Source organism: Massilia sp. FBCC-B171, from assembly GCF_059134155.1.
Genome location: NZ_CP101443.1, coordinates 3,868,248 through 3,885,364, shown reverse-complemented (window position 1 = coordinate 3,885,364; position 17,117 = coordinate 3,868,248). Strand labels below are relative to the sequence as shown.

Below are 17,117 nucleotides of genomic sequence, written 5' to 3'. Positions count from 1 at the left end.
CGTAGACGAGGATGAGCGCCATCACCGCCAGTTCTCCCGCACGCCGGCGCACCACGCTGGCGCTGCTCGGCGCCTGCGCGCTGGCGGCGCTGGTGGGGGCGGGGCTGGCCGGTTCCGTGGCGCTGCCCCTGGCCGAACTGCCGCAGGCTTTTGCCAGCCTGCTCAGCGGCGCGCCAGGCGGCATGGCCGCGACCCTGCTCGACCTGCGCCTGGGCCGCGCCAGCAGCGCCTTCGCCACCGGCGCCGCGCTGGCGCTGGCTGGCGTGATGATGCAGGCGCTGGTGCGCAACCCGCTGGCCGACCCGTATGTACTGGGCGTGTCGGCGGGCGCCGCGGTCGGCGCGCTGGCGGCGCTCCTGTTCGGCGCGGCCCTGTGGCTGGTCGACGCCGGCGCCCTGGCTGGCGCGGTGGGCATTTCGCTGCTGCTGTACCTGCTGGCGCGGCGCGATCTCGGCGGCGGGCGCGGCGCGGCGCCCACGGGGGCGCATGCAGGTGATCCTAGCGTGTTGCTCCTGACCGGCGTGGTGCTGGCCTCGGCCTGCATGGCGCTGGTCACCCTGATGCTGTCGGTGGCGCCCGAGTCGCGCCTGCGCGGCATGGTGTTCTGGATGATCGGCGACCTGGCCGGCAGTTCCTGGCGCCTGCTGCCCTGGGTGGTGCTGGCCGGCGCCTTGCTGCTGGCGCTGCGCCAGGCGCGTGCGCTCAATGTCATGGCGCTGCATGCCGACGCCGCCGTCACGCTGGGCGTGAACGTGGCCGGCCTGCGCCGCTTTCTGTTTATTTGTTCCGGCCTGCTGACGGCCTGCGCCGTCACCACCGGCGGCAGCATCGGCTTTGTCGGGCTGGTGGTGCCGCACGCCTGCCGCCACGCCTTCGGGCCGGACCACCGCATCCTGCTGCCCGCCGCGGTGCTGGCCGGCGGCGGCTTCCTGGTGCTGGCCGACACGCTGGCGCGCACCGTGCTGGCGCCCCAGCAGCTGCCCGTGGGCGTGCTGACTTCGCTGATCGGCGTGCCCGTGTTCCTGTTCCAGCTGCACCAACTGCATTTGCGCGCGCGATGAGCGAAACCCGAATCGAGACCGTCAAGCTGGGCCTGCGCGCCGGCGAGCGTCTGCTCGTCGAAGGCCTCGACTGGCGCGTTGCCCCGGGCGAGAACTGGTGCGTGATCGGCCCCAACGGCGCGGGAAAAAGCACGCTGCTGCGCACGCTCGCCGGCCTGCGTGCGGCGGATGCCGGCAGCATCAAGCTGGCCGGCGAGGCCTTGTCCAGCTGGCCGCTGCCGGCGCTGGCGCGCGAACGCGCCTACCTGGCCCAGGCGCGCGGCGACGCCTTTGCCTACCGCGTCATCGAAGCCGTGCTGATGGCGCGCCACCCCTATCACGCCGACCGCTACTGGGAAGGCAGCGACGATCACGCGGCCGCCGAAAAGGCGCTGCGCACCCTCGACGTGCTGCACCTGGCCCAGCGCGACGTGCGCACCTTGTCCGGCGGCGAGCGCCAGCGGGTCGCCATCGCGGCGCTGCTGGCCCAGGACACGCCGCTGCTGCTGCTCGACGAGCCGGCCAATGCGCTCGACCTCGCGCACCAGGTCGCGACGACCGACCTGCTGGCGCGCCTGTGCCGCGAGGAGGGCAGGGCGGTGGTCAGTGTCGGCCACGACCTGAACCTGGCCTGGAGCGGCGCCACCCATGCGCTGCTGCTGCACGGCGACGGCCAGTGGCGCGCCGGCCCCGTGCGCGAGGTGATGTGCGCGGACCTGCTTGGCGCTTGCCTCGGCCACCCGATCGCCGTCCTCAAACATGAAGGACGCACCATCTTCCTGCCGGCGGCGCCGCCCGCCCGGCAACCCAACATCCGGAGTGTTGAATGAAATCGATTTTCCTGGCGCTGCTGGCGCTGTGCTGTGCCACTGCCCAGGCCGCCGTGAGCGTGGTCGACGACAGCGGCAAGCGCGTCGTGCTGGCCCGTCCGGCGCAGCGCGTGATCTCGATGGCGCCGCATGTGACCGAACTGGTGTTCGCGGCCGGCGGCGGCGCGCGCATCGTCGGCGCCATGAACTACAGCGACTATCCGTTCGAAGCGCGCATGATTCCCTTAATCGGCTCGGACAGCCAGATCGACCTCGAGCGCGTGATCGCCTTGCGGCCGGATTTGCTGATCGTCTGGCAAAGCGGGAATACGGCGCGCCAGATCGCCCAGCTTGCCAGCCTGGGCATTCCGGTCTTCCACAGCGAGCCGCGCAAGCTCGAAACGGTGGCAACGAGCCTGGAGCGCTTCGGGCGCCTGCTCGGCACGGAAAAGATCGCCGTACCGGCGGCGGCGCGGCTGCGCGCCAAGGTCGGCAGCCTGCGTTCACGCTACGGGCGCCGGCCACCGGTGTCGGTGTTCTACCAGGCCTGGGACAATCCGCTGTACACCCTCAACGGCGAGCAGATCGCCAGCGATGCGATCCGCCTCTGCGGCGGGCGCAACATCTTTGCGGACCTGAAAACCATCGCGCCGCAAGTGAGCGTCGAGTCGGTCGTGCAGCGCGATCCGGAAGTCATCCTCGGCGGCAAGCTCTACACGCCGCAGGACCGCGGCCTGTCGATCTGGCAGCCCTTCGGTGGCATGACGGCGGTGCGCCGCAAGAACCTGTTTACGCTCGACGAGCAATTGCTGACCCGCCCGGGCCCGCGCGTGGCCGACGGCGCTGCCACGCTCTGCGCCCGCCTGGAAGAGGCCCGCGCACGGCGGTAAGAGCCTATTCCTGTAGGCAGGGGGAAGCTGTTGGCGATGACTGGCAAGCGCGGGCAAGGCGCGAGGAGGCCGCATGGCTAGCCATGCAACGACGAGCAACGCAGCCCCCGCTTGCCAGGCGCGCCAACAGCGACTCCGGCCTACAGGAATAGGCTCTAAGCACCCGTTACAGCGGTAAGCAAATGCAAAAAAACGTTTCAGGCCCTGAGGCTCGCGCAAAAAAGTGTTAATCTCGCGGTCGATTTCTTCAATTACAAAACCAAGGATTCCTATGCGCCGTTCCCTGCGTTTCGCTCTCGTTGCCGCCAGCCTGGTCGCCAGCACCGCCTTCGCATCGCCTACCAATCCGCAAAACGGCGTCGAGTACACGACGCTGGCCACGCCACAGCCGGTCCAGGCGGTCGGCAAGAAGGTCGAAGTGGTCGAATTCTTCGCTTACCACTGCCCGGCCTGCTATGCGCTGGAACCTGGTCTGAAAGAATGGGTCAAAAAGCAGGGTGACAAGATTGTCCTGCGCCGCGTCCACCTGCCGTTCCAGGGTGCGCTCGATCCGGAAGCGCACCTGCATCTGACGCTGCAGGCGATGGGCAAGGAAGAGGAAATGCATGCCAAGATCTTCCAGGCCGTGCACGTCCAGCGCGTGCGCCTGATGAAGGACGAGCAGATCATCGACTGGGTCGCGAAGAACGGCATCGACAAGGCCAAATTCATGGAAACCTGGAATTCCTTCGGCGTCATGACCAAGCTGCGCCGCCAGCCGCAGCTCGCCACCGGCTACCAGGTGTCCGGTACCCCGACGATCGTCGTCGACGGCAAGTACCAGACTTCGCCGGGACAGGTGGCTGACAAGCTCAAGATCCAAGGGAACGCCCAGGTCTTGCAGGCGCACTTCCAGGTACTCGACGCGCTGGTCGCGAAGGCAGCCGCCACGAAATGAGCGACGGAGAACGCAAAGTCCTCGAACTCTACGAGGGCGCCCGCCCTCGGGACGAGAATTTGTTCGAGACCAGCCATGTCAACCACATTGCCTGGTCGCTCGTCGTCATCCTGTTCGGCCTTGTCCTCTGGCTCTGCATCGCCCTCGTGAACGCGGAAAACCAGCGCCACGCCCTGATGACGAACAAGTGTCCCGACCCGGTCTTCAAGAGCGGTGTCGACAAGGCCTGCCTGTACACCGTGCGCTCGCGCGACCACTGGTGGGAACACCTGTGGTACGGCTTCACGCACCTCAGGCCCGAGGTAAAGTAATTTTGTGAGTGTGTGCCGCGATCACCGCTGCGGCAACACCACGGTCAATTGCGCCCCGCCGAGCGCCGAGTCCCCCACTTGCAACGCCCCGCCGTGCAGCAGCACGGCTTTGCGTGCAATCGACAGCCCCAGCCCGAAGCCCCCGGTCGCCCGGTCCCGGCTGCGGTCGAGCCGGTAGAACGGCTCGAAGATGCGTTCGCGCTCCTCGCGCGGAATCCCCGGCCCGTCATCCTCGACCGAAATCGTCACGCGCGTCCCGTCGCGGCGCGCCGTCACCCGGATTGCCGAGGCCGCATACTTCTGCGCATTCCTCAGCAGGTTCGACAGCGCCCGCGCCAGCAGCCGTGAATCGGCCACGATCGTCCCGACATCCGGCGCGCAGTCGATCGCCAGGACCGGCTGTCCCGGCGGCAGGCTCGCCTCGATCGAGCGCAGCAGCGCCGCGACATCCACCGCGTCGAGCTGCAGCGCCTGGCCGCTGTCGAGCCGCGCCATGCCGAGCAGCTCGCTCACCAGGCTGTTGAGTTCCGACAGGTCGCCTTCCATGGCGGCGATGCGCGTGTGCAGGGCAGGGTCGTCGGTCTTCGCGCCCAGCAGTTCGAGCGCGAATTCGAGGCGAGCAATCGGCGTTCTCAGCTCGTGCGAGACCGAGTGCAGCAGGTTCTTTTGCGACACCAGCAGTTCTTCGATGCGGTCGGCCATGTGGTCGATCCGTTCGGCCAGCGGGTAGATGCTGGCGGAGGGCTGCATGCGGGCACGCGCCGACAGCTTGCCGGCGCCGAATTCGTCGGCCACCCGCGAGAGCGACTGCAAGCCCTGCCAGTGCGAGCGCGACCACAGCGCGATCGGCAGCAGCAGGGCCAGCGCCACGATCACGTAGCGCACCGCTTCCATCTGCAGCGCCAGGCTGACGTCGATCGGCAAGTCCTGGGCGTGCAGGACCTCGTCTTCGCTGCCGATATAGCGCTCGCCCTTCAGGTCGACGCGGCGATAGAAGGATTTGCCGTCGACGTCGAGCACGACTTCGCCGCGGTCGAGCGCGCCCAGGCTGGCGGCGGGCAGGAAGGTACGGGCTGTCGGCAGCGGAACCAGGTCGTAGCGGGTGTCGGAGATTTCGCGCACCCGGTTCAGGCGCGCCAGCCATTCGTCGGCGGGGGCGGCGTCGACGTATTGCTCGATCAGGAAGATCTGGGCCGAGGCCTGGCGCCGCGCAATGTCTTCCATCGGGTCGCCGAACAGGCGGCTCATGGCGAAATAGATGACGAAGGTCGCGGCCGTGATCGACAGCATGACCAGCATGAAGAAACGGAAAAAGATCCGGTTCACCCGGGCCCTCCCATCGCCAGCCTGCCTGCTCGTCTCAAAAACATTGTTTTTCTCCCGACGGCATTGTATCGGAGCAAGCAACACGATGGTGGCTTACAAATTCATGACAATTACTCGACAACTGAGAAGAATTTGAAAACTTGATGCGCGTTAAGATTATTCCTACAGTTTTCCGTTTGCCCACTCGACATGCGAGTGTCGGTGGGTTTTTTTATTCCGGTTGCCGTCAGTTGACGCGTGACCACCTTGTCGCCCTGCCTGAAGCGGCCGCTGCCAATTATGTGCACACGGGAACACACGACATTTGGGAGCTGGGCTTGCCTCAACGTAAAATACTGGCACCTCCGCTTCCGATTTCTTTATCCATGACCAAGCTTTCCGCCCTCGCGTTTGCCGCCGTATCGAGCGCTGCCCATGCGCAGATGCCGGCGACCAACCCGATGCCCGACGGCAGCCGCGACATGTATGTCGGGCTGGGCGTGGTCTCAGGCCCGCGCTACCAGGGCGCCAGGGACACCGAACGCAAGCTGCTGCCGGTGCTGCAGGTCCAGTGGAGCAATGGCGCTTTCGTGTCCGGCATGCGCGCCGGCATCCATCTGGCGCGCACGCCGCAGCTCGAATTCGGTCCCTTGCTGGAACTGCAGCCGCGCCGCGACGTGGATGGCGAAGGTGGCGGGGCCGGCGGGATTGGCGACATGGACTTTAAGCTGGTCGCCATGCCAATGGTTACCGAGGGCGATAACCGGCTGGGCGGGATGCCGGCGATCCACAGCCGCCTGCAGGGCGGTGGCTTCCTGAACTATTACCTGACGCCCGAATGGCGCTTCACCAGCAGCCTGCTGTACGGCGCCGGCAATGCGCGCGACGGCCTGAAGCTCGAGCTCGGCGTGCAGCGCCTGGCGATTAACATCGGCGCGCACCACCGCCTGGCGCTGGACGCCGGCCTGGGGTTCGGCAACCGGCGCTACAACATGGCCTTTTTCGGCGTCAGCGAAATGGATTCCTTCAGCAGCGGCAACCCCATGTTCGATGCCGGCGGGGGACTGAAGGATGCCCGCCTGGGCGCGCGCTGGAACTGGGCCTGGTCGCCCTCCTGGATGCTGACCTCGCAGCTGCAGGCCACGCGCCTGCTGGGTAGTGCCCGCCACAGCCCGCTCGCCCTGCGGCCGACCAACCTGACGGTTTCGACCGCCATCGCCTACCGCTTCTGACGATGCCACTGGCCAGCCACTTCACTGCCTGCTGCACCCTGGCGCTGTTCGCCCTGACTGCGTGCGCGCAGGCGCGCGCCGGCGACTGGGTCAGTTACCGTGACGCCTACCGCGCCATGGTGGTGTTCGAAAAATATGGCGGGCAGAAAAACTTCCTGCAAAGCCAGCTGCAGGTCGCCGCGCAGGACCGCAGTGCGTCCTTCGAGGGCGTGCAGCTGACGCTGGCCGGCAAAACCAACCAGGTCAACCTGCCGCTCGATCCGCTCGGACGCACCCCGTTCCCGCTGCTCAAGGGCGCCTACGACGAGAACGTCGCCTTGCTGCTGAGCCGCAAGATCGGCAGCTTCAGTGTGCGTCCGCGCGTGTCGATCGCCTTGCAGCCGGACGGCGTGTACGAGGACGGCGAACTGCGCGCGGCCTGCGAGCAGGCGCTCGGCTTTGCACGCTACCGCGACGGCTCGCTGCGCACGCGCCAGTGCGGCGGCGTGCGCTTCGTCTTCGCCAAGCGGGTCGCCGAGATCGGCGTGCGCGTGCACCGGCCCGATGGCAGCGATGCGACGCTGGCGGTGACCTCCAGCGTGGGCTTCCCCGGCGACGCCGACGACAGCTTCCCGACCGTGTTGTACCGCTTCGCGGGCAGCGAGCGGGTGCAGCTTGTCACCAGCTACCCGCCGCTGGCGATCGTGCCGCTGTTCGACTAAGAACCCGAGTTATCCGTTCCGTACTTTGCTGTTTGCGTACACCCACGTGTATTCAGCGCCGAACAGGAAAATCTGCGCAGAATAGTAGAACCACGCGACGAGAATCACGAAAGAGCCGGCTGCGCCAAAGCCCGAGGCCACGCTCGATTTTGCAAGGTATAACCCGATCAACGATTTACCTACGTTGAAGAGCAAGGCTGTTACTGCGGCCCCCATCCAGACATCGTGCCAGGATATCTTCGCGGTCGGCATGATCTTGTAGATCATCGCGAACAGAACCGTGAAGAGGGCGAACGACGCAATAAAATTCAAACCATTTGCCAAAACGCTTTCCGCTGCTCCCCCGCTCAACCATTCGCTTGACGCTGCGAGCGCAGCGCTGACGACGAGTGAAATCATCAGCATGAAAGCCAGTCCGAGAACCAATCCGAAGGAGAGTACGCGGCTGCGCAACCAACCCCAAAGGCCCGACGGTTTCTCTTTCGCTGGCACCTGCCAAATGCGGTCCAGATCAGTTTGCAGCTCGGCGAAAATCGCAGTTGCGCCCAGCAGTAAAAGAAAGCCGCCAACGATACTGGCGACAATCCCGGTGGACGGTTCACGCGCGGCTTGCAGCAAGCCCTGCACAGCCGTCGCTCCATCCTTGCCCATGATGCTTTGAAGCTGCGCGATAATTGCTCCTTGCGCAGCGTCCTGTCCAAATACCATCCCGGCAATCGCGATGATGAGGACCAGTAGCGGTGCCAGGGAAAACAGCGTGTAATACGAAAGCGCTGCCCCCATACTCGGCGCGTAATCATCCATCCATGCGTTTGCTGCCGCCCGCACTATTTGCCACTGCCTGCCGATCCAGCTCGCCGAGGTTTGCTCGAACTTGGGGCGCGGGGGCGTGCTTGTAGTTGGTTCCGCATCCTTCGTATCGGATTTGCAGTCCTTTGAACGCGTCGGAACATGTTCGGTTCCTTTCTGGACCGCGGGGGATGCGTCGACGCTGGCATTGTTCATGGCCGAAGCAAAAGACGCTACCAGGGATACAAGAAAACTACCCACCTTCAGCATATTGCCAGTGTCGTCGCTGCGTTCTGGTGCGATGTTGGCTATATGGGGTTTTTTGCGTCTGACGAGAGCATAGCCCGCGGCGGCGATTCCCAGTAAAGCGGCGCCACGCACAAGCCGGGAGGAAAGCAGGTCTGAAGTCTTCGATTCCAGCACCTTGGATTGCTCGTTCGTTCTTGACTCGGCGGCAGCTACGCAAGTTTCGGCTTCCTGCGGCCTTGGCGTGACGGCAAAATGGCTCATTTTCTTTGGTTTCTTCGTTGTAGACGCTTTACCGTAAGCCTTCCATTAGTACGGTTCGGTGCGGTGACTCACCTTATGCAGAAGCAGAAAGCGCTGGGAATGTGCGAGTGCTCAGCCGATGACGAACTTGTCGCGGTGCTGCCGGAGAGGCGGGCCGCGCAATAAGATCTCTGGCTCAGCTCCAGGCCGAGGGCGAAAACAGGTAACCCTCGCCCCAGACTGTCTTGATCTTTTCCGATTTGGCGTCGTCGAACTTGCGGCGCAATTTCGAGATGCAGTTGTCGATGCTGCGGTCGAGCCCGTCGAACTCGATGCCGCGCATTTTCTTGAGCAATTCGTCGCGCGACAGCACCCGTCCGGCGGCTTCGGCCAGCACCAGCAGCAATTTGTATTCGGTATTCGAAAGCACGCACAGTTCGTCGCGCCAGTACACCGTGCGGTCGGCGCCGACGATGCGCAGCGCCCCGAACACCAGCTCGCCGCTGTCGGGCGCGGTCTTGGGCTGGGTGCGGCGCAGCAGGGCCCGCAGGCGCGCCAGCAGGACGCGCGGCTGGACCGGCTTGTTGACGAAATCGTCCGCCCCTTGTTCCAGGCCCGAGACTTCGTCGTAGGAATCTTCGCGTGCGGTGAGGATCAGGATCGGCACCTCGGACAGGGCGCGGATCTGGCGGCACACCACCATCCCGTCCAGCCCCGGCAGCATCAGGTCGAGCACCACCACATCGGGCGCGAAGGACTGGAAACGCGCCAGCGCATGGTCGCCGCGCGTGACCAGTTCGACCGCGAATTCGTAGCCGGACAAATATTCCGTAACGAGCTCGGCCAGGCGCGCATCGTCTTCCACCAGTAGTACTCGGTACATGCTGTTCTCCTTCGCCCGATATTGTATCGAAGCAATCGACTTGACGCACGATTCATACATTGCGCCGACAGTTGGAGACATTTCGGTACAAATCGACAGTGGAGGAAAGCCTACGCCAGCACGTCCAGCATCTCCTGCGCCCATCCGATCGACACCTCTTCGTACAGGATGCCTTTCTTGAGGATCATGTGCTGGATGCGTGCTTCGCGCGCAAGCGCGCGGCCAGGCGGAAAATCATGCGCTTCGATGGCCCTGTAGTGGGCCAGCTGCGCCTGGTGCTGTTCGATCTGGCGCCGCAGTTCGGGACGCAGGTCGACTTCGCTCAGGCTCGCATCGGCGCGCAGCTTGACCATGAATTCGTCGCGCAGGTCCATCGGCGGCGAGGGCGCATGCGCCCAGCGAACCAGTTCGGCACGCCCGGCGGGCAGCACGCGGTATTCGCGCTTGCGGGTCTTGCCGGCATCGGGCGCCGAACTCGATTCGATCCAGCCCGCGGCCTCCATGCGCGCCAGCTCGCGGTAGATCTGCTGGTGGGTGGCGTGCCAGAAATGGCCGATGGACTTGTCGAAGCGCCGGGCCAGGTCGTAACCGGAGGTGGCTTTTTCGAGCAGGGAGGTGAGGACGGCGTGGGAGAGCGACATAGGCGGCCAGTCTAAACGCAAGGAGCGGCTCTATGCAACTGGTTGCACAAATGCGCAGGGCGCTCTAGACTAATGCAACTGGTTGCATAGTTTACTGGTTTCCCGACGCTTTTTCCTTAAAGGACACGCGATGAACGCTTACCCCCACATGCTGGCCCCGCTTGACCTGGGCTTCCTGACCCTCAAGAACCGCGTCCTGATGGGCTCGATGCACGTGGGGCTGGAGGAGGCGAAGGACGGCTTCGAGCGCATGGCCGCCTTCTACGCCGAGCGCGCGCGGGGCGGGGTCGGCTTGATCGTGACGGGCGGCATCGCCCCCAACGAGCGCGGCCGTCCAATGCCGGGCGGCGCCGCCATGACCACCCAGCTCGAAGCCGACAAGCACAAGGTCGTGACCCGGGCCGTGCACGAGGCCGGCGGCAGGATCTGCATGCAGATCCTGCACTTCGGGCGCTATGCCTACCACCCTGAACTGGTGGCGCCAAGCGCCCTCAAGGCGCCGATCAGCCCGTTCCGACCGCACGCGCTCACTGCCGAAGAAGTGGTGCAGACGGTGGAGGACTACGCGAACGCCGCCGCCCTCGCTCAGAGCGCGGGCTATGACGGTGTGGAAATCATGGGCTCCGAGGGCTATCTGATCAACGAATTCATCGCCGCGCATACGAACCAGCGCGACGACGACTGGGGCGGCTCGTATGCCAACCGCATCCGTTTCCCGCTCGAGATCGTGCGCCGCACCCGCGAGCGCGTAGGGGCCGATTTCATCATCATCTTCCGCCTGTCGATGCTCGACCTGATCGAAGGCGGCTCGACCACCGAAGAGGTGATCGCGCTGGCCCAGGCCCTGGAGCAGGCGGGCGTGACCATCCTCAACACCGGCATCGGCTGGCACGAGGCGCGCATCCCGACGATTGCCACCAAGGTGCCGCGCGCCGCCTTTGCCTGGGTCACAAAACAACTCAAGGGCAAGGTCGGCATTCCGCTGGTGGCCACCAACCGCATCAACACCCCGGAAGTGGCCGAGCAGCTGCTGGCTGAAGGATTTGCCGACATGGTGAGCATGGCGCGCCCCTTCCTGGCCGACGCCGATTTCGTTAACAAGGCAGCTAGCGGCCGGCCCGACGAGATCAACACCTGCATCGGCTGCAACCAGGCCTGCCTGGACCACACCTTCGGCGGCAAGATCACCTCCTGCCTGGTCAACCCGCGTGCCTGCCACGAGACCATCCTCATCCAGAAACCGGCCGCCAGCACGGACCGCATCGCCGTGGTCGGCGCCGGCCCGGCCGGCCTGGCCTTCGCCACGACGGCCGCGCAGCGCGGCTTCGAGGTGACCCTGTTCGACGCCGCGCAGGAGATCGGCGGCCAGTTCAACGTGGCCAAACAGGTGCCGGGCAAAGAGGAGTTCTCCGAGACGCTGCGCTATTTCGCGCGCCAGATCGAATTGACCGGCGTGAAGCTGCAGCTGGGACGCAAGGTCGGCGCGCAGGAACTGGTGAGTGCGGGCTTCCGGCACGTGGTGCTGGCCACCGGCGTGCTGGCGCGCACGCCCGCCCTCGAAGGCGTCGACCACCCCAAGGTGCTGGGCTACCTGGACGTGCTGCGCGACAAGAAGCCGGTAGGCCGGACGGTGGCCGTGATCGGCGCCGGCGGCATCGGCTTCGACGTCTCCGAATATCTGCTGCACGAAGGCATCAGCCCGAGCCTGGATGCGGCCCGCTTCTTCGCCGAATGGGGCGTGGACACCACGGGCAATGCGCGTGGCGGCGTCATCGAGGCGCAGATCGGCGCCATCCCGCGCAAGATCTACCTCTTGCAGCGCAAGACCAGCAAGGTCGGCGAAGGCCTGGGCAAGACCACCGGCTGGATCCACCGCACCTCGCTCAAGAACCGCCAGGTGGAGATGATTCCGGGCGTGAGCTACCGGAAAGTGGACGACGCCGGCCTGCACATCACGGTCGACGGCAAGGATTTGCTGCTGGAAGTGGACAACGTCATCCTGTGCGCCGGCCAGGACCCGCAGCGCGAACTACAGGCCGATTTGCTGGCGGCGGGCTGCGGCGTGCACCTGATCGGCGGCGCCGACAAGGCGGTGGAACTCGACGCCAAGCGCGCGATCAAGCAGGGCACCGAACTGGCCCTGGGCTTCGATACCAGCGCCCCGGCGCAAGCGTCTGCCCCGGCCGGCGGCTCTGCCCAGCGCCTGGCGCCCGCGGTGGCGGCAAGCATGGAGCAATGGCACGCGATGGTTGCCCGCGCAGACCTCGCGGAACTGCCCGCCATCCTGCACCCGAAGGCCGTTTTCCGTTCACCCATGGCCTACTCGCCTTATCCCGGCGCGCAAGCGGTGCAGCTGATCCTCGGCACGGTGGTCAAGGTGTTCGAAGACTTTACTTACGGCCGCGAGTTCGTCGACGCCGACGGGCTGAGCGTGGTGCTGGAATTCTCGGCCAAGGTGAATGGCAAGGAACTCAAGGGGATCGACATGATCCGCTTCGATGACGAAGGCAGGATCGTCGAGTTCGAGGTGATGGTGCGGCCGATGAGCGGGCTGCAGGCGCTGGGAGAGGAGATGGGCAAGCGCCTGGCGCCTTATCTGGCTGCGATGAAAGGTGTGAAGGCTTAAGTCTCCGCCGGAAACAACACGGCCCGCAAAAGCGGGCCGTGGAGGTCATTCAAGCGTGCCTGGAATTACGCCAGGTTCTTGTTGACGAATTCCCAGTTGACCAGGTTCCACCACGATTCCACGAACTTGGCGCGGGCGTTGCGGTAGTCGATGTAGTAGGCGTGTTCCCAGACGTCGCAGGTCAGCAGGGCCTTGTCGTCGGTCGACAGCGGGGTGTGCGCGTTCGAGGTGTTGACGATGTCAACGCCGCCGTCGGCCTTTTGCACCAGCCAGGTCCAGCCCGAACCGAAGTTGCCGACGGCCGACTTCGAGAACTCTTCCTTGAACTTGTCGAACGAACCCCACTTGGCGTTGATCGCGTCAGCGACCTTGCCGGTTGGCGCGCCGCCGCCGTTTGGCGTCATGCAGTTCCAGAAGAAGGTGTGGTTCCAGACCTGGGCCGAATTGTTGAAGATGCCGCCCGAGGACTTCTTGACGATTTCTTCCAGCGACATGTTCTCGAACTCGGTGCCCTTGATCAGGTTGTTCAGGTTCGTCACATAGGTCGCGTGGTGCTTGCCGTAGTGGTATTCCAGCGTCTCGGCCGAGATGTGCGGCTGCAGGGCATCCTTGGCGTACGGCAGTGGTGGCAGAGTATGTTCCATGTCTTATTCCTTTATTGGTTGGCAACGAATTAATTCTTCGGAAACGGCGCATATTTTAAACCGGATGGGCAGGTGCTGCTCGTTTGCTACCAATCGCGGTCTCAGGCTTGCTTATTCGAGCCGGGCCTGGACGCTCGACACCTTCACTTCGGCACTGCCCTCGGCCAGGCGGACGGTCAGCACCTGGCGTGCCTTGATCTCGTCCGGTGAGCGCAAGGCTTGTCCCTGGGCATTGCTGACGATCGCATAACCGCGCTCGAGCGTGCGCTGCGGATTGAGTAGTTCGAGCTGGGCGGACAGGGCGTCGAGGGCGTCGCGCCGCTGTTTGACCGCGCTGCACAGGCTCGCGTTCAGGTGGCGGCCCTCGGAGATGAGCTGGGCGCGCAGCGAGCGGACGTCGGGCCGGTGGCGGCCCCAGCGCTGCTGCAGCTGCGCCAGCAGCACGCCGCCGCGGTTGATGGGCGTGCGCACCACGTGGGTCAGGCTCGAGGCCATCGCGCGCAGCTTCAGGCGCTGGTGGGCGATCTGGGCCGTCGGGCTGAGCAGGCGGCGGCTGAGGTTGTCGAGTCCCTGGTTCGCTTCCGACAGCTGGCGCCGCATGGCGCGGCGCAGGTCGGTCGCGTCCGCCGCCAGCGAACCCATCCAGTCGTCGCGCGGGGTGGCGGCCAGTTCGGCGGCTGCGGTCGGCGTGGCGGCGCGCATGTCGGCGGCAAAATCAGCGATGGTGACGTCGGTCTCGTGGCCGACGCCGGCAATCACCGGCATGCTGCAGGCGGCGATCGCGCGCGCCACGACTTCCTCGTTGAAACTCCATAAATCTTCGATCGAGCCGCCGCCGCGGCAGACCAGCAGCACGTCGACTTCCTGACGCTGCGAGGCGGTCATGATGGCCTCGGCGATCTTGGCGGCCGCGAACTGGCCCTGCACCGGCGCCGGATACAGCACGATGTTCACATGCGGGGCGCGGCGCTTCAGGGCGGTGAGAATGTCGCGCAGGGCGGCGGCCTGCGGGCTGGTGACGATGCCGATCGAGCGCGTGAACAGGGGCAGGGCGCGCTTCCGGTCCTGGTCGAACAGGCCCTGGCTGGACAGCTTTTCCTTCAGGCGCAGGAAGGCTTCATACAACTGGCCCACGCCGGCGCGCCTGATCGCTTCGACATTGATCTGGTAGTCGCCGCGCGCGCCGTACAGGGTGACCAGGGCGCGTACCTCGACCTTGTCGCCCTCGCGCGGCACGAAGCCGGCGTACTGGGCGCGTCCGCGAAACATCACCGCGCGCACCTGGGCCGCGTCGTCTTTCAGGGTGAAATACCAGTGGCCGGAACTGGCGCGGGTGAAGTTCGATATTTCGCCGCCGATCCAGGTCAGGGGAAAGGAGCGCTCGAGCAGGCGCGCCACCTGGGCGTTCAGGGCGGAGACGGTGAGGACGGGCGCGGCGGCGAAGGTGGCGTCGGAATCGGGATTGTTCAGCATGGCTCTGTTGCGGACGGTGGAGGGAAGCTTATGTCATAAGCAAGGCGCGCCGACAAGGGCTTTTTGAACGGAATCGGCTGGCTATGCAAGACGCCTCATTTGCTGGCAGCCCAGGGTGACTTGTTTAAAATCAAGAACTTAAGATGCACTGTGGGTAGTTGGACACAATCTTATCCACAGAAAATGTGGGGAACTAGTCACTATAACTTGTCCACTGCCGCAAAAGCGGGCAGGCAGAGGTTTGTTGTTTAAAAACAAGTACTTAACTGGCCGTCCCTGATCTTGCGCACATTGTTTTCCACAGTTTGTGTGCACAGAATGCGCTAACACGGCGGTTTGCTCCCTGACCCACGCATTCGATGCCAAAAGAACCCCTGAGGCAACGGATATATGCCAAATTGGCCCCGATGCCGAATATTTATGCACGGGTAAATTTCCCTTTGAAATCAAGGTGTTTGTGCTCGCTCAAGACCTTTCCTCACAATTTTGTCCACAGAAAATGTGCAGAACAAGCTGGGCGCCTGCCTGTGCGAAATCCCAGGACGGGCAGGCAGGGCCAGGCGTCCATACGATTGCAGGGCCTGCCACTAAAACTGGCACGCACCTTAATCTGAATCGAATCAAGTACTTAAGCCAGCACAAGCAGGCTTGCACACATTCTTTTCCACAGAAAGTGTGCAAAGACGCGCTCGGCCACAAGATGCTTGGCTCACACCCTGCTAGCAAAGCCGCTCGGACTGGATGCAGTGTGGATAAGCGCCCTTGCTCAATTTCGCGCCAGCACCGGTTTCTTGATTAAAATCAATGGCTTACTATCCATAGGATGCGCTTGCTCACAATTTTGTCCACAAAAATTGTGGGAAACCTGGGGCAGGATTTCGATCGACGAGGGGGGGAGTTGGCATGCTGCATTTTTCATCGTCGCCACTATGTTGATTTAAATCAATGAGTTAAGGCTGGCGATTGAGCATTGCGCACAATTTTATCCACAGAAAATGTTTACAAGTCATAGGCTGCGGCAGGGCTCCGCCTTTCCCAGCGACACGTCAAAAGCCCGCGTTTCCACCTGTGCTGCATTATTGCGCAGAGGAAAAATTCCCTTTTAAATCAACATGCTTTGATGTGGAACAAAGCCTTGCACACAATTTTATCCACAGAACTTGTGCAGAACTGCACTTGCCGCATCGCTGGCAACTTGCTACATTGCCGAATTCGCTTCTCATCGTTACCTTCATTCTTCAGGAGTTCACTTGTTCGCCATTCTTCAAGCCGCCGGCTGGCCTATCTGGCCGTTGTTGATTGCTTCCATCGTCGCCCTGGCCTTGATCATCGAACGCCTGATTTACCTGCGCCGCGAAAAGATCTTGCCCAAGCAATTGCTCGCCGAAGTCATCCAGGTGCATCGGAATAAAAAAGCCACCCCCGAGGTCATTCAGACGCTCGAGCAGAACTCGCCGCTGGGCACCGTGCTCGCTGCCGCGCTGCGCAATGTCGACGCGCCGCGCGAGGTCATGAAGGAGTCGATCGAGGAGGCCGGCCGCGGCGTCGCCCACGTGCTGGAACGCTTCCTGACGACCCTCGGCACCATCGCCTCGCTCGCGCCCCTGATGGGCCTGTTCGGCACGGTGGTCGGCATGATCGAGATTTTCGGTTCGCAAAACGCGACCGGCGGCGCCAATCCGGCCCAGCTCGCGCACGGCATTTCGGTGGCGCTGTATAACACCGGCTTCGGTCTCGCCATCGCGATGCCGGCCCTGGTGGCCTACCGCCACTTCCGCGCCCTGGTCGACAGCTTTATCATCGACATGGAACTGCAGGCCGTGAAATTCGTCGACGTCGTCCACGGGGCGCGCAAATGATGAATTTCCGCCGCGGCCAGAAGCGCGAGGATCCGGAGATCAACCTGATCCCGTTCATCGACGTGCTGCTGGTCGTCCTCATCTTCCTGATGGTGTCGACCACCTACAGCAAGTTCACCGAGCTGCAGATCACGCTGCCGACGGCCGACGCCGACAAGGTGGCCGAGAAGCCCTTCGAGATCAATGTCACGATCGATGCCAAGGGCAATTACACGGTCAACAACACGCCGGTGGCCTTCAACAGCGTGGCCGGCCTGGCCGAGGACCTGAAGGCGGCGGCCCGCTCCGGCCCGAACGGCCAGCCGGTGACGGACCCGGTCGTCATCGTCAATGCCGACCAGTTCGCCATGCACCAGATGGTGATCAACGTGCTGGAAGCGGCGCGCGTGGCGGGCTACGACAAGCTGACCTTTGCCGCCCAGACCGGCGGCAAGAAATAAGCAGCGCCGGCGGGGAGCAGTGCCGTCCGGTGCTGCTCCCGCTCTCCC

At 64.1% G+C, this 17,117-nt stretch carries 16 protein-coding genes and 1 pseudogene; 11 read left to right on the top strand and 6 right to left on the bottom strand.

The genetic code is table 11. The features are described from left to right. Positions 1-11: 11 nt before the first annotated feature. The 5 genes from NMB41_RS17585 (at position 12) to NMB41_RS17565 (ending at position 3,987) form a co-directional block, all read left to right on the top strand. Positions 12-1,061: a FecCD family ABC transporter permease gene (locus NMB41_RS17585; protein WP_494379093.1), complete on the top strand. Its 1,050-nt coding sequence runs from the start codon at positions 12-14 to the stop codon at positions 1,059-1,061. Next, complete coding sequence (locus tag NMB41_RS17580; RefSeq protein ID WP_494379092.1) at positions 1,058-1,870, top strand: ABC transporter ATP-binding protein; 813 nt, start codon at positions 1,058-1,060, stop codon at positions 1,868-1,870. The genes NMB41_RS17585 and NMB41_RS17580 overlap by 4 nt, the downstream gene beginning before the upstream one ends. Continuing rightward, positions 1,867-2,739, top strand: a complete 873-nt coding sequence (locus NMB41_RS17575) for a cobalamin-binding protein (protein ID WP_494379091.1) — start codon at positions 1,867-1,869, stop codon at positions 2,737-2,739. The genes NMB41_RS17580 and NMB41_RS17575 overlap by 4 nt, the downstream gene beginning before the upstream one ends. A 271-nt stretch (positions 2,740-3,010) precedes the next feature. Further along, a complete protein-coding gene (locus NMB41_RS17570) occupies positions 3,011-3,676 on the top strand; it encodes a thiol:disulfide interchange protein DsbA/DsbL (protein WP_494379090.1) in 666 nt (221 codons plus the stop codon). Continuing rightward, complete coding sequence (locus tag NMB41_RS17565; protein WP_494379089.1) at positions 3,673-3,987, top strand: hypothetical protein; 315 nt, start codon at positions 3,673-3,675, stop codon at positions 3,985-3,987. The genes NMB41_RS17570 and NMB41_RS17565 overlap by 4 nt, the downstream gene beginning before the upstream one ends. Before the next feature lie 21 nt (positions 3,988-4,008). On the opposite strand, the gene NMB41_RS17560 is transcribed toward NMB41_RS17565, so the two are convergent. Then, positions 4,009-5,313 carry an ATP-binding protein gene (locus NMB41_RS17560; protein ID WP_494379088.1) on the bottom strand — a complete coding sequence of 435 codons (1,305 nt, stop codon included), beginning with the start codon at positions 5,311-5,313 and terminating at the stop codon, positions 4,009-4,011. A 365-nt stretch (positions 5,314-5,678) separates the two neighbouring features. Here NMB41_RS17560 and NMB41_RS17555 point away from each other — a divergent pair, with 365 nt between their 5' ends. Together NMB41_RS17555 and NMB41_RS17550 are read left to right on the top strand one after the other, a co-directional pair. After that, positions 5,679-6,524, top strand: a complete 846-nt coding sequence (locus tag NMB41_RS17555) for a MipA/OmpV family protein (protein WP_494379087.1) — start codon at positions 5,679-5,681, stop codon at positions 6,522-6,524. A gap of 2 nt (positions 6,525-6,526) precedes the next feature. Next, on the top strand, positions 6,527-7,225 hold the full coding sequence (locus NMB41_RS17550) for a hypothetical protein (RefSeq protein WP_494379086.1): 699 nt from the start codon (positions 6,527-6,529) through the stop codon (positions 7,223-7,225). A gap of 9 nt (positions 7,226-7,234) precedes the next feature. Here the strand turns inward: NMB41_RS17550 and NMB41_RS17545 are convergent, their stop codons facing one another. From NMB41_RS17545 to NMB41_RS17535, 3 genes are all read right to left on the bottom strand, one after another. Continuing rightward, positions 7,235-8,524: a YihY/virulence factor BrkB family protein gene (locus NMB41_RS17545; protein WP_494379085.1), complete on the bottom strand. Its 1,290-nt coding sequence runs from the start codon at positions 8,522-8,524 to the stop codon at positions 7,235-7,237. A 175-nt stretch (positions 8,525-8,699) separates the two neighbouring features. Continuing rightward, positions 8,700-9,386: a response regulator gene (locus tag NMB41_RS17540; protein WP_494379084.1), complete on the bottom strand. Its 687-nt coding sequence runs from the start codon at positions 9,384-9,386 to the stop codon at positions 8,700-8,702. A 110-nt stretch (positions 9,387-9,496) separates the two neighbouring features. Continuing rightward, positions 9,497-10,027 carry a PadR family transcriptional regulator gene (locus NMB41_RS17535; RefSeq protein ID WP_494379083.1) on the bottom strand — a complete coding sequence of 177 codons (531 nt, stop codon included), beginning with the start codon at positions 10,025-10,027 and terminating at the stop codon, positions 9,497-9,499. A 130-nt stretch (positions 10,028-10,157) separates the two neighbouring features. On the opposite strand from NMB41_RS17535, the pseudogene NMB41_RS17530 reads away from it, so the two are divergent. Then, a pseudogene (locus NMB41_RS17530) lies at positions 10,158-12,167 on the top strand (oxidoreductase); the annotation flags it as partial. Between the two features lie 87 nt (positions 12,168-12,254). Continuing rightward, the gene (locus NMB41_RS17525; protein WP_494382864.1) at positions 12,255-12,653 is read left to right on the top strand and encodes a nuclear transport factor 2 family protein; all 399 of its coding nucleotides are present in this window, start codon (positions 12,255-12,257) and stop codon (positions 12,651-12,653) included. 65 nt (positions 12,654-12,718) lie between these two features. Here the strand turns inward: NMB41_RS17525 and NMB41_RS17520 are convergent, their stop codons facing one another. Together NMB41_RS17520 and xseA are read right to left on the bottom strand one after the other, a co-directional pair. Continuing rightward, the gene (locus NMB41_RS17520; protein WP_494379082.1) at positions 12,719-13,297 is read right to left on the bottom strand and encodes a superoxide dismutase; all 579 of its coding nucleotides are present in this window, start codon (positions 13,295-13,297) and stop codon (positions 12,719-12,721) included. A gap of 111 nt (positions 13,298-13,408) precedes the next feature. Next, positions 13,409-14,770: an exodeoxyribonuclease VII large subunit gene (gene xseA / locus NMB41_RS17515; RefSeq protein ID WP_494379081.1), complete on the bottom strand. Its 1,362-nt coding sequence runs from the start codon at positions 14,768-14,770 to the stop codon at positions 13,409-13,411. 1,250 nt (positions 14,771-16,020) lie between these two features. On the opposite strand from xseA, the gene NMB41_RS17510 reads away from it, so the two are divergent. Both NMB41_RS17510 and NMB41_RS17505 read left to right on the top strand, forming a co-directional pair. Then, positions 16,021-16,629, top strand: a complete 609-nt coding sequence (locus NMB41_RS17510) for a MotA/TolQ/ExbB proton channel family protein (RefSeq protein ID WP_494379080.1) — start codon at positions 16,021-16,023, stop codon at positions 16,627-16,629. Then, positions 16,629-17,069, top strand: coding sequence for an ExbD/TolR family protein (locus NMB41_RS17505; protein ID WP_494382863.1), 441 nt, complete (start codon positions 16,629-16,631; stop codon positions 17,067-17,069). The genes NMB41_RS17510 and NMB41_RS17505 overlap by 1 nt, the downstream gene beginning before the upstream one ends. Positions 17,070-17,117 lie beyond the last annotated feature (48 nt).

Coding starts and splice junctions, on each gene's coding strand:
- NMB41_RS17545 (WP_494379085.1), bottom strand. CDS start 8,524: ATGAGCCATTTTGCCGTCACGCCAAGGCCGCAGGAAGCCGAAACTTGC.
- NMB41_RS17555 (WP_494379087.1), top strand. CDS start 5,679: ATGACCAAGCTTTCCGCCCTCGCGTTTGCCGCCGTATCGAGCGCTGCC.
- NMB41_RS17580 (WP_494379092.1), top strand. CDS start 1,058: ATGAGCGAAACCCGAATCGAGACCGTCAAGCTGGGCCTGCGCGCCGGC.
- NMB41_RS17535 (WP_494379083.1), bottom strand. CDS start 10,027: ATGTCGCTCTCCCACGCCGTCCTCACCTCCCTGCTCGAAAAAGCCACC.
- NMB41_RS17550 (WP_494379086.1), top strand. CDS start 6,527: ATGCCACTGGCCAGCCACTTCACTGCCTGCTGCACCCTGGCGCTGTTC.
- NMB41_RS17540 (WP_494379084.1), bottom strand. CDS start 9,386: ATGTACCGAGTACTACTGGTGGAAGACGATGCGCGCCTGGCCGAGCTC.
- NMB41_RS17525 (WP_494382864.1), top strand. CDS start 12,255: ATGGAGCAATGGCACGCGATGGTTGCCCGCGCAGACCTCGCGGAACTG.
- xseA (WP_494379081.1), bottom strand. CDS start 14,770: ATGCTGAACAATCCCGATTCCGACGCCACCTTCGCCGCCGCGCCCGTC.
- NMB41_RS17565 (WP_494379089.1), top strand. CDS start 3,673: ATGAGCGACGGAGAACGCAAAGTCCTCGAACTCTACGAGGGCGCCCGC.
- NMB41_RS17575 (WP_494379091.1), top strand. CDS start 1,867: ATGAAATCGATTTTCCTGGCGCTGCTGGCGCTGTGCTGTGCCACTGCC.
- NMB41_RS17570 (WP_494379090.1), top strand. CDS start 3,011: ATGCGCCGTTCCCTGCGTTTCGCTCTCGTTGCCGCCAGCCTGGTCGCC.
- NMB41_RS17520 (WP_494379082.1), bottom strand. CDS start 13,297: ATGGAACATACTCTGCCACCACTGCCGTACGCCAAGGATGCCCTGCAG.
- NMB41_RS17505 (WP_494382863.1), top strand. CDS start 16,629: ATGAATTTCCGCCGCGGCCAGAAGCGCGAGGATCCGGAGATCAACCTG.
- NMB41_RS17585 (WP_494379093.1), top strand. CDS start 12: ATGAGCGCCATCACCGCCAGTTCTCCCGCACGCCGGCGCACCACGCTG.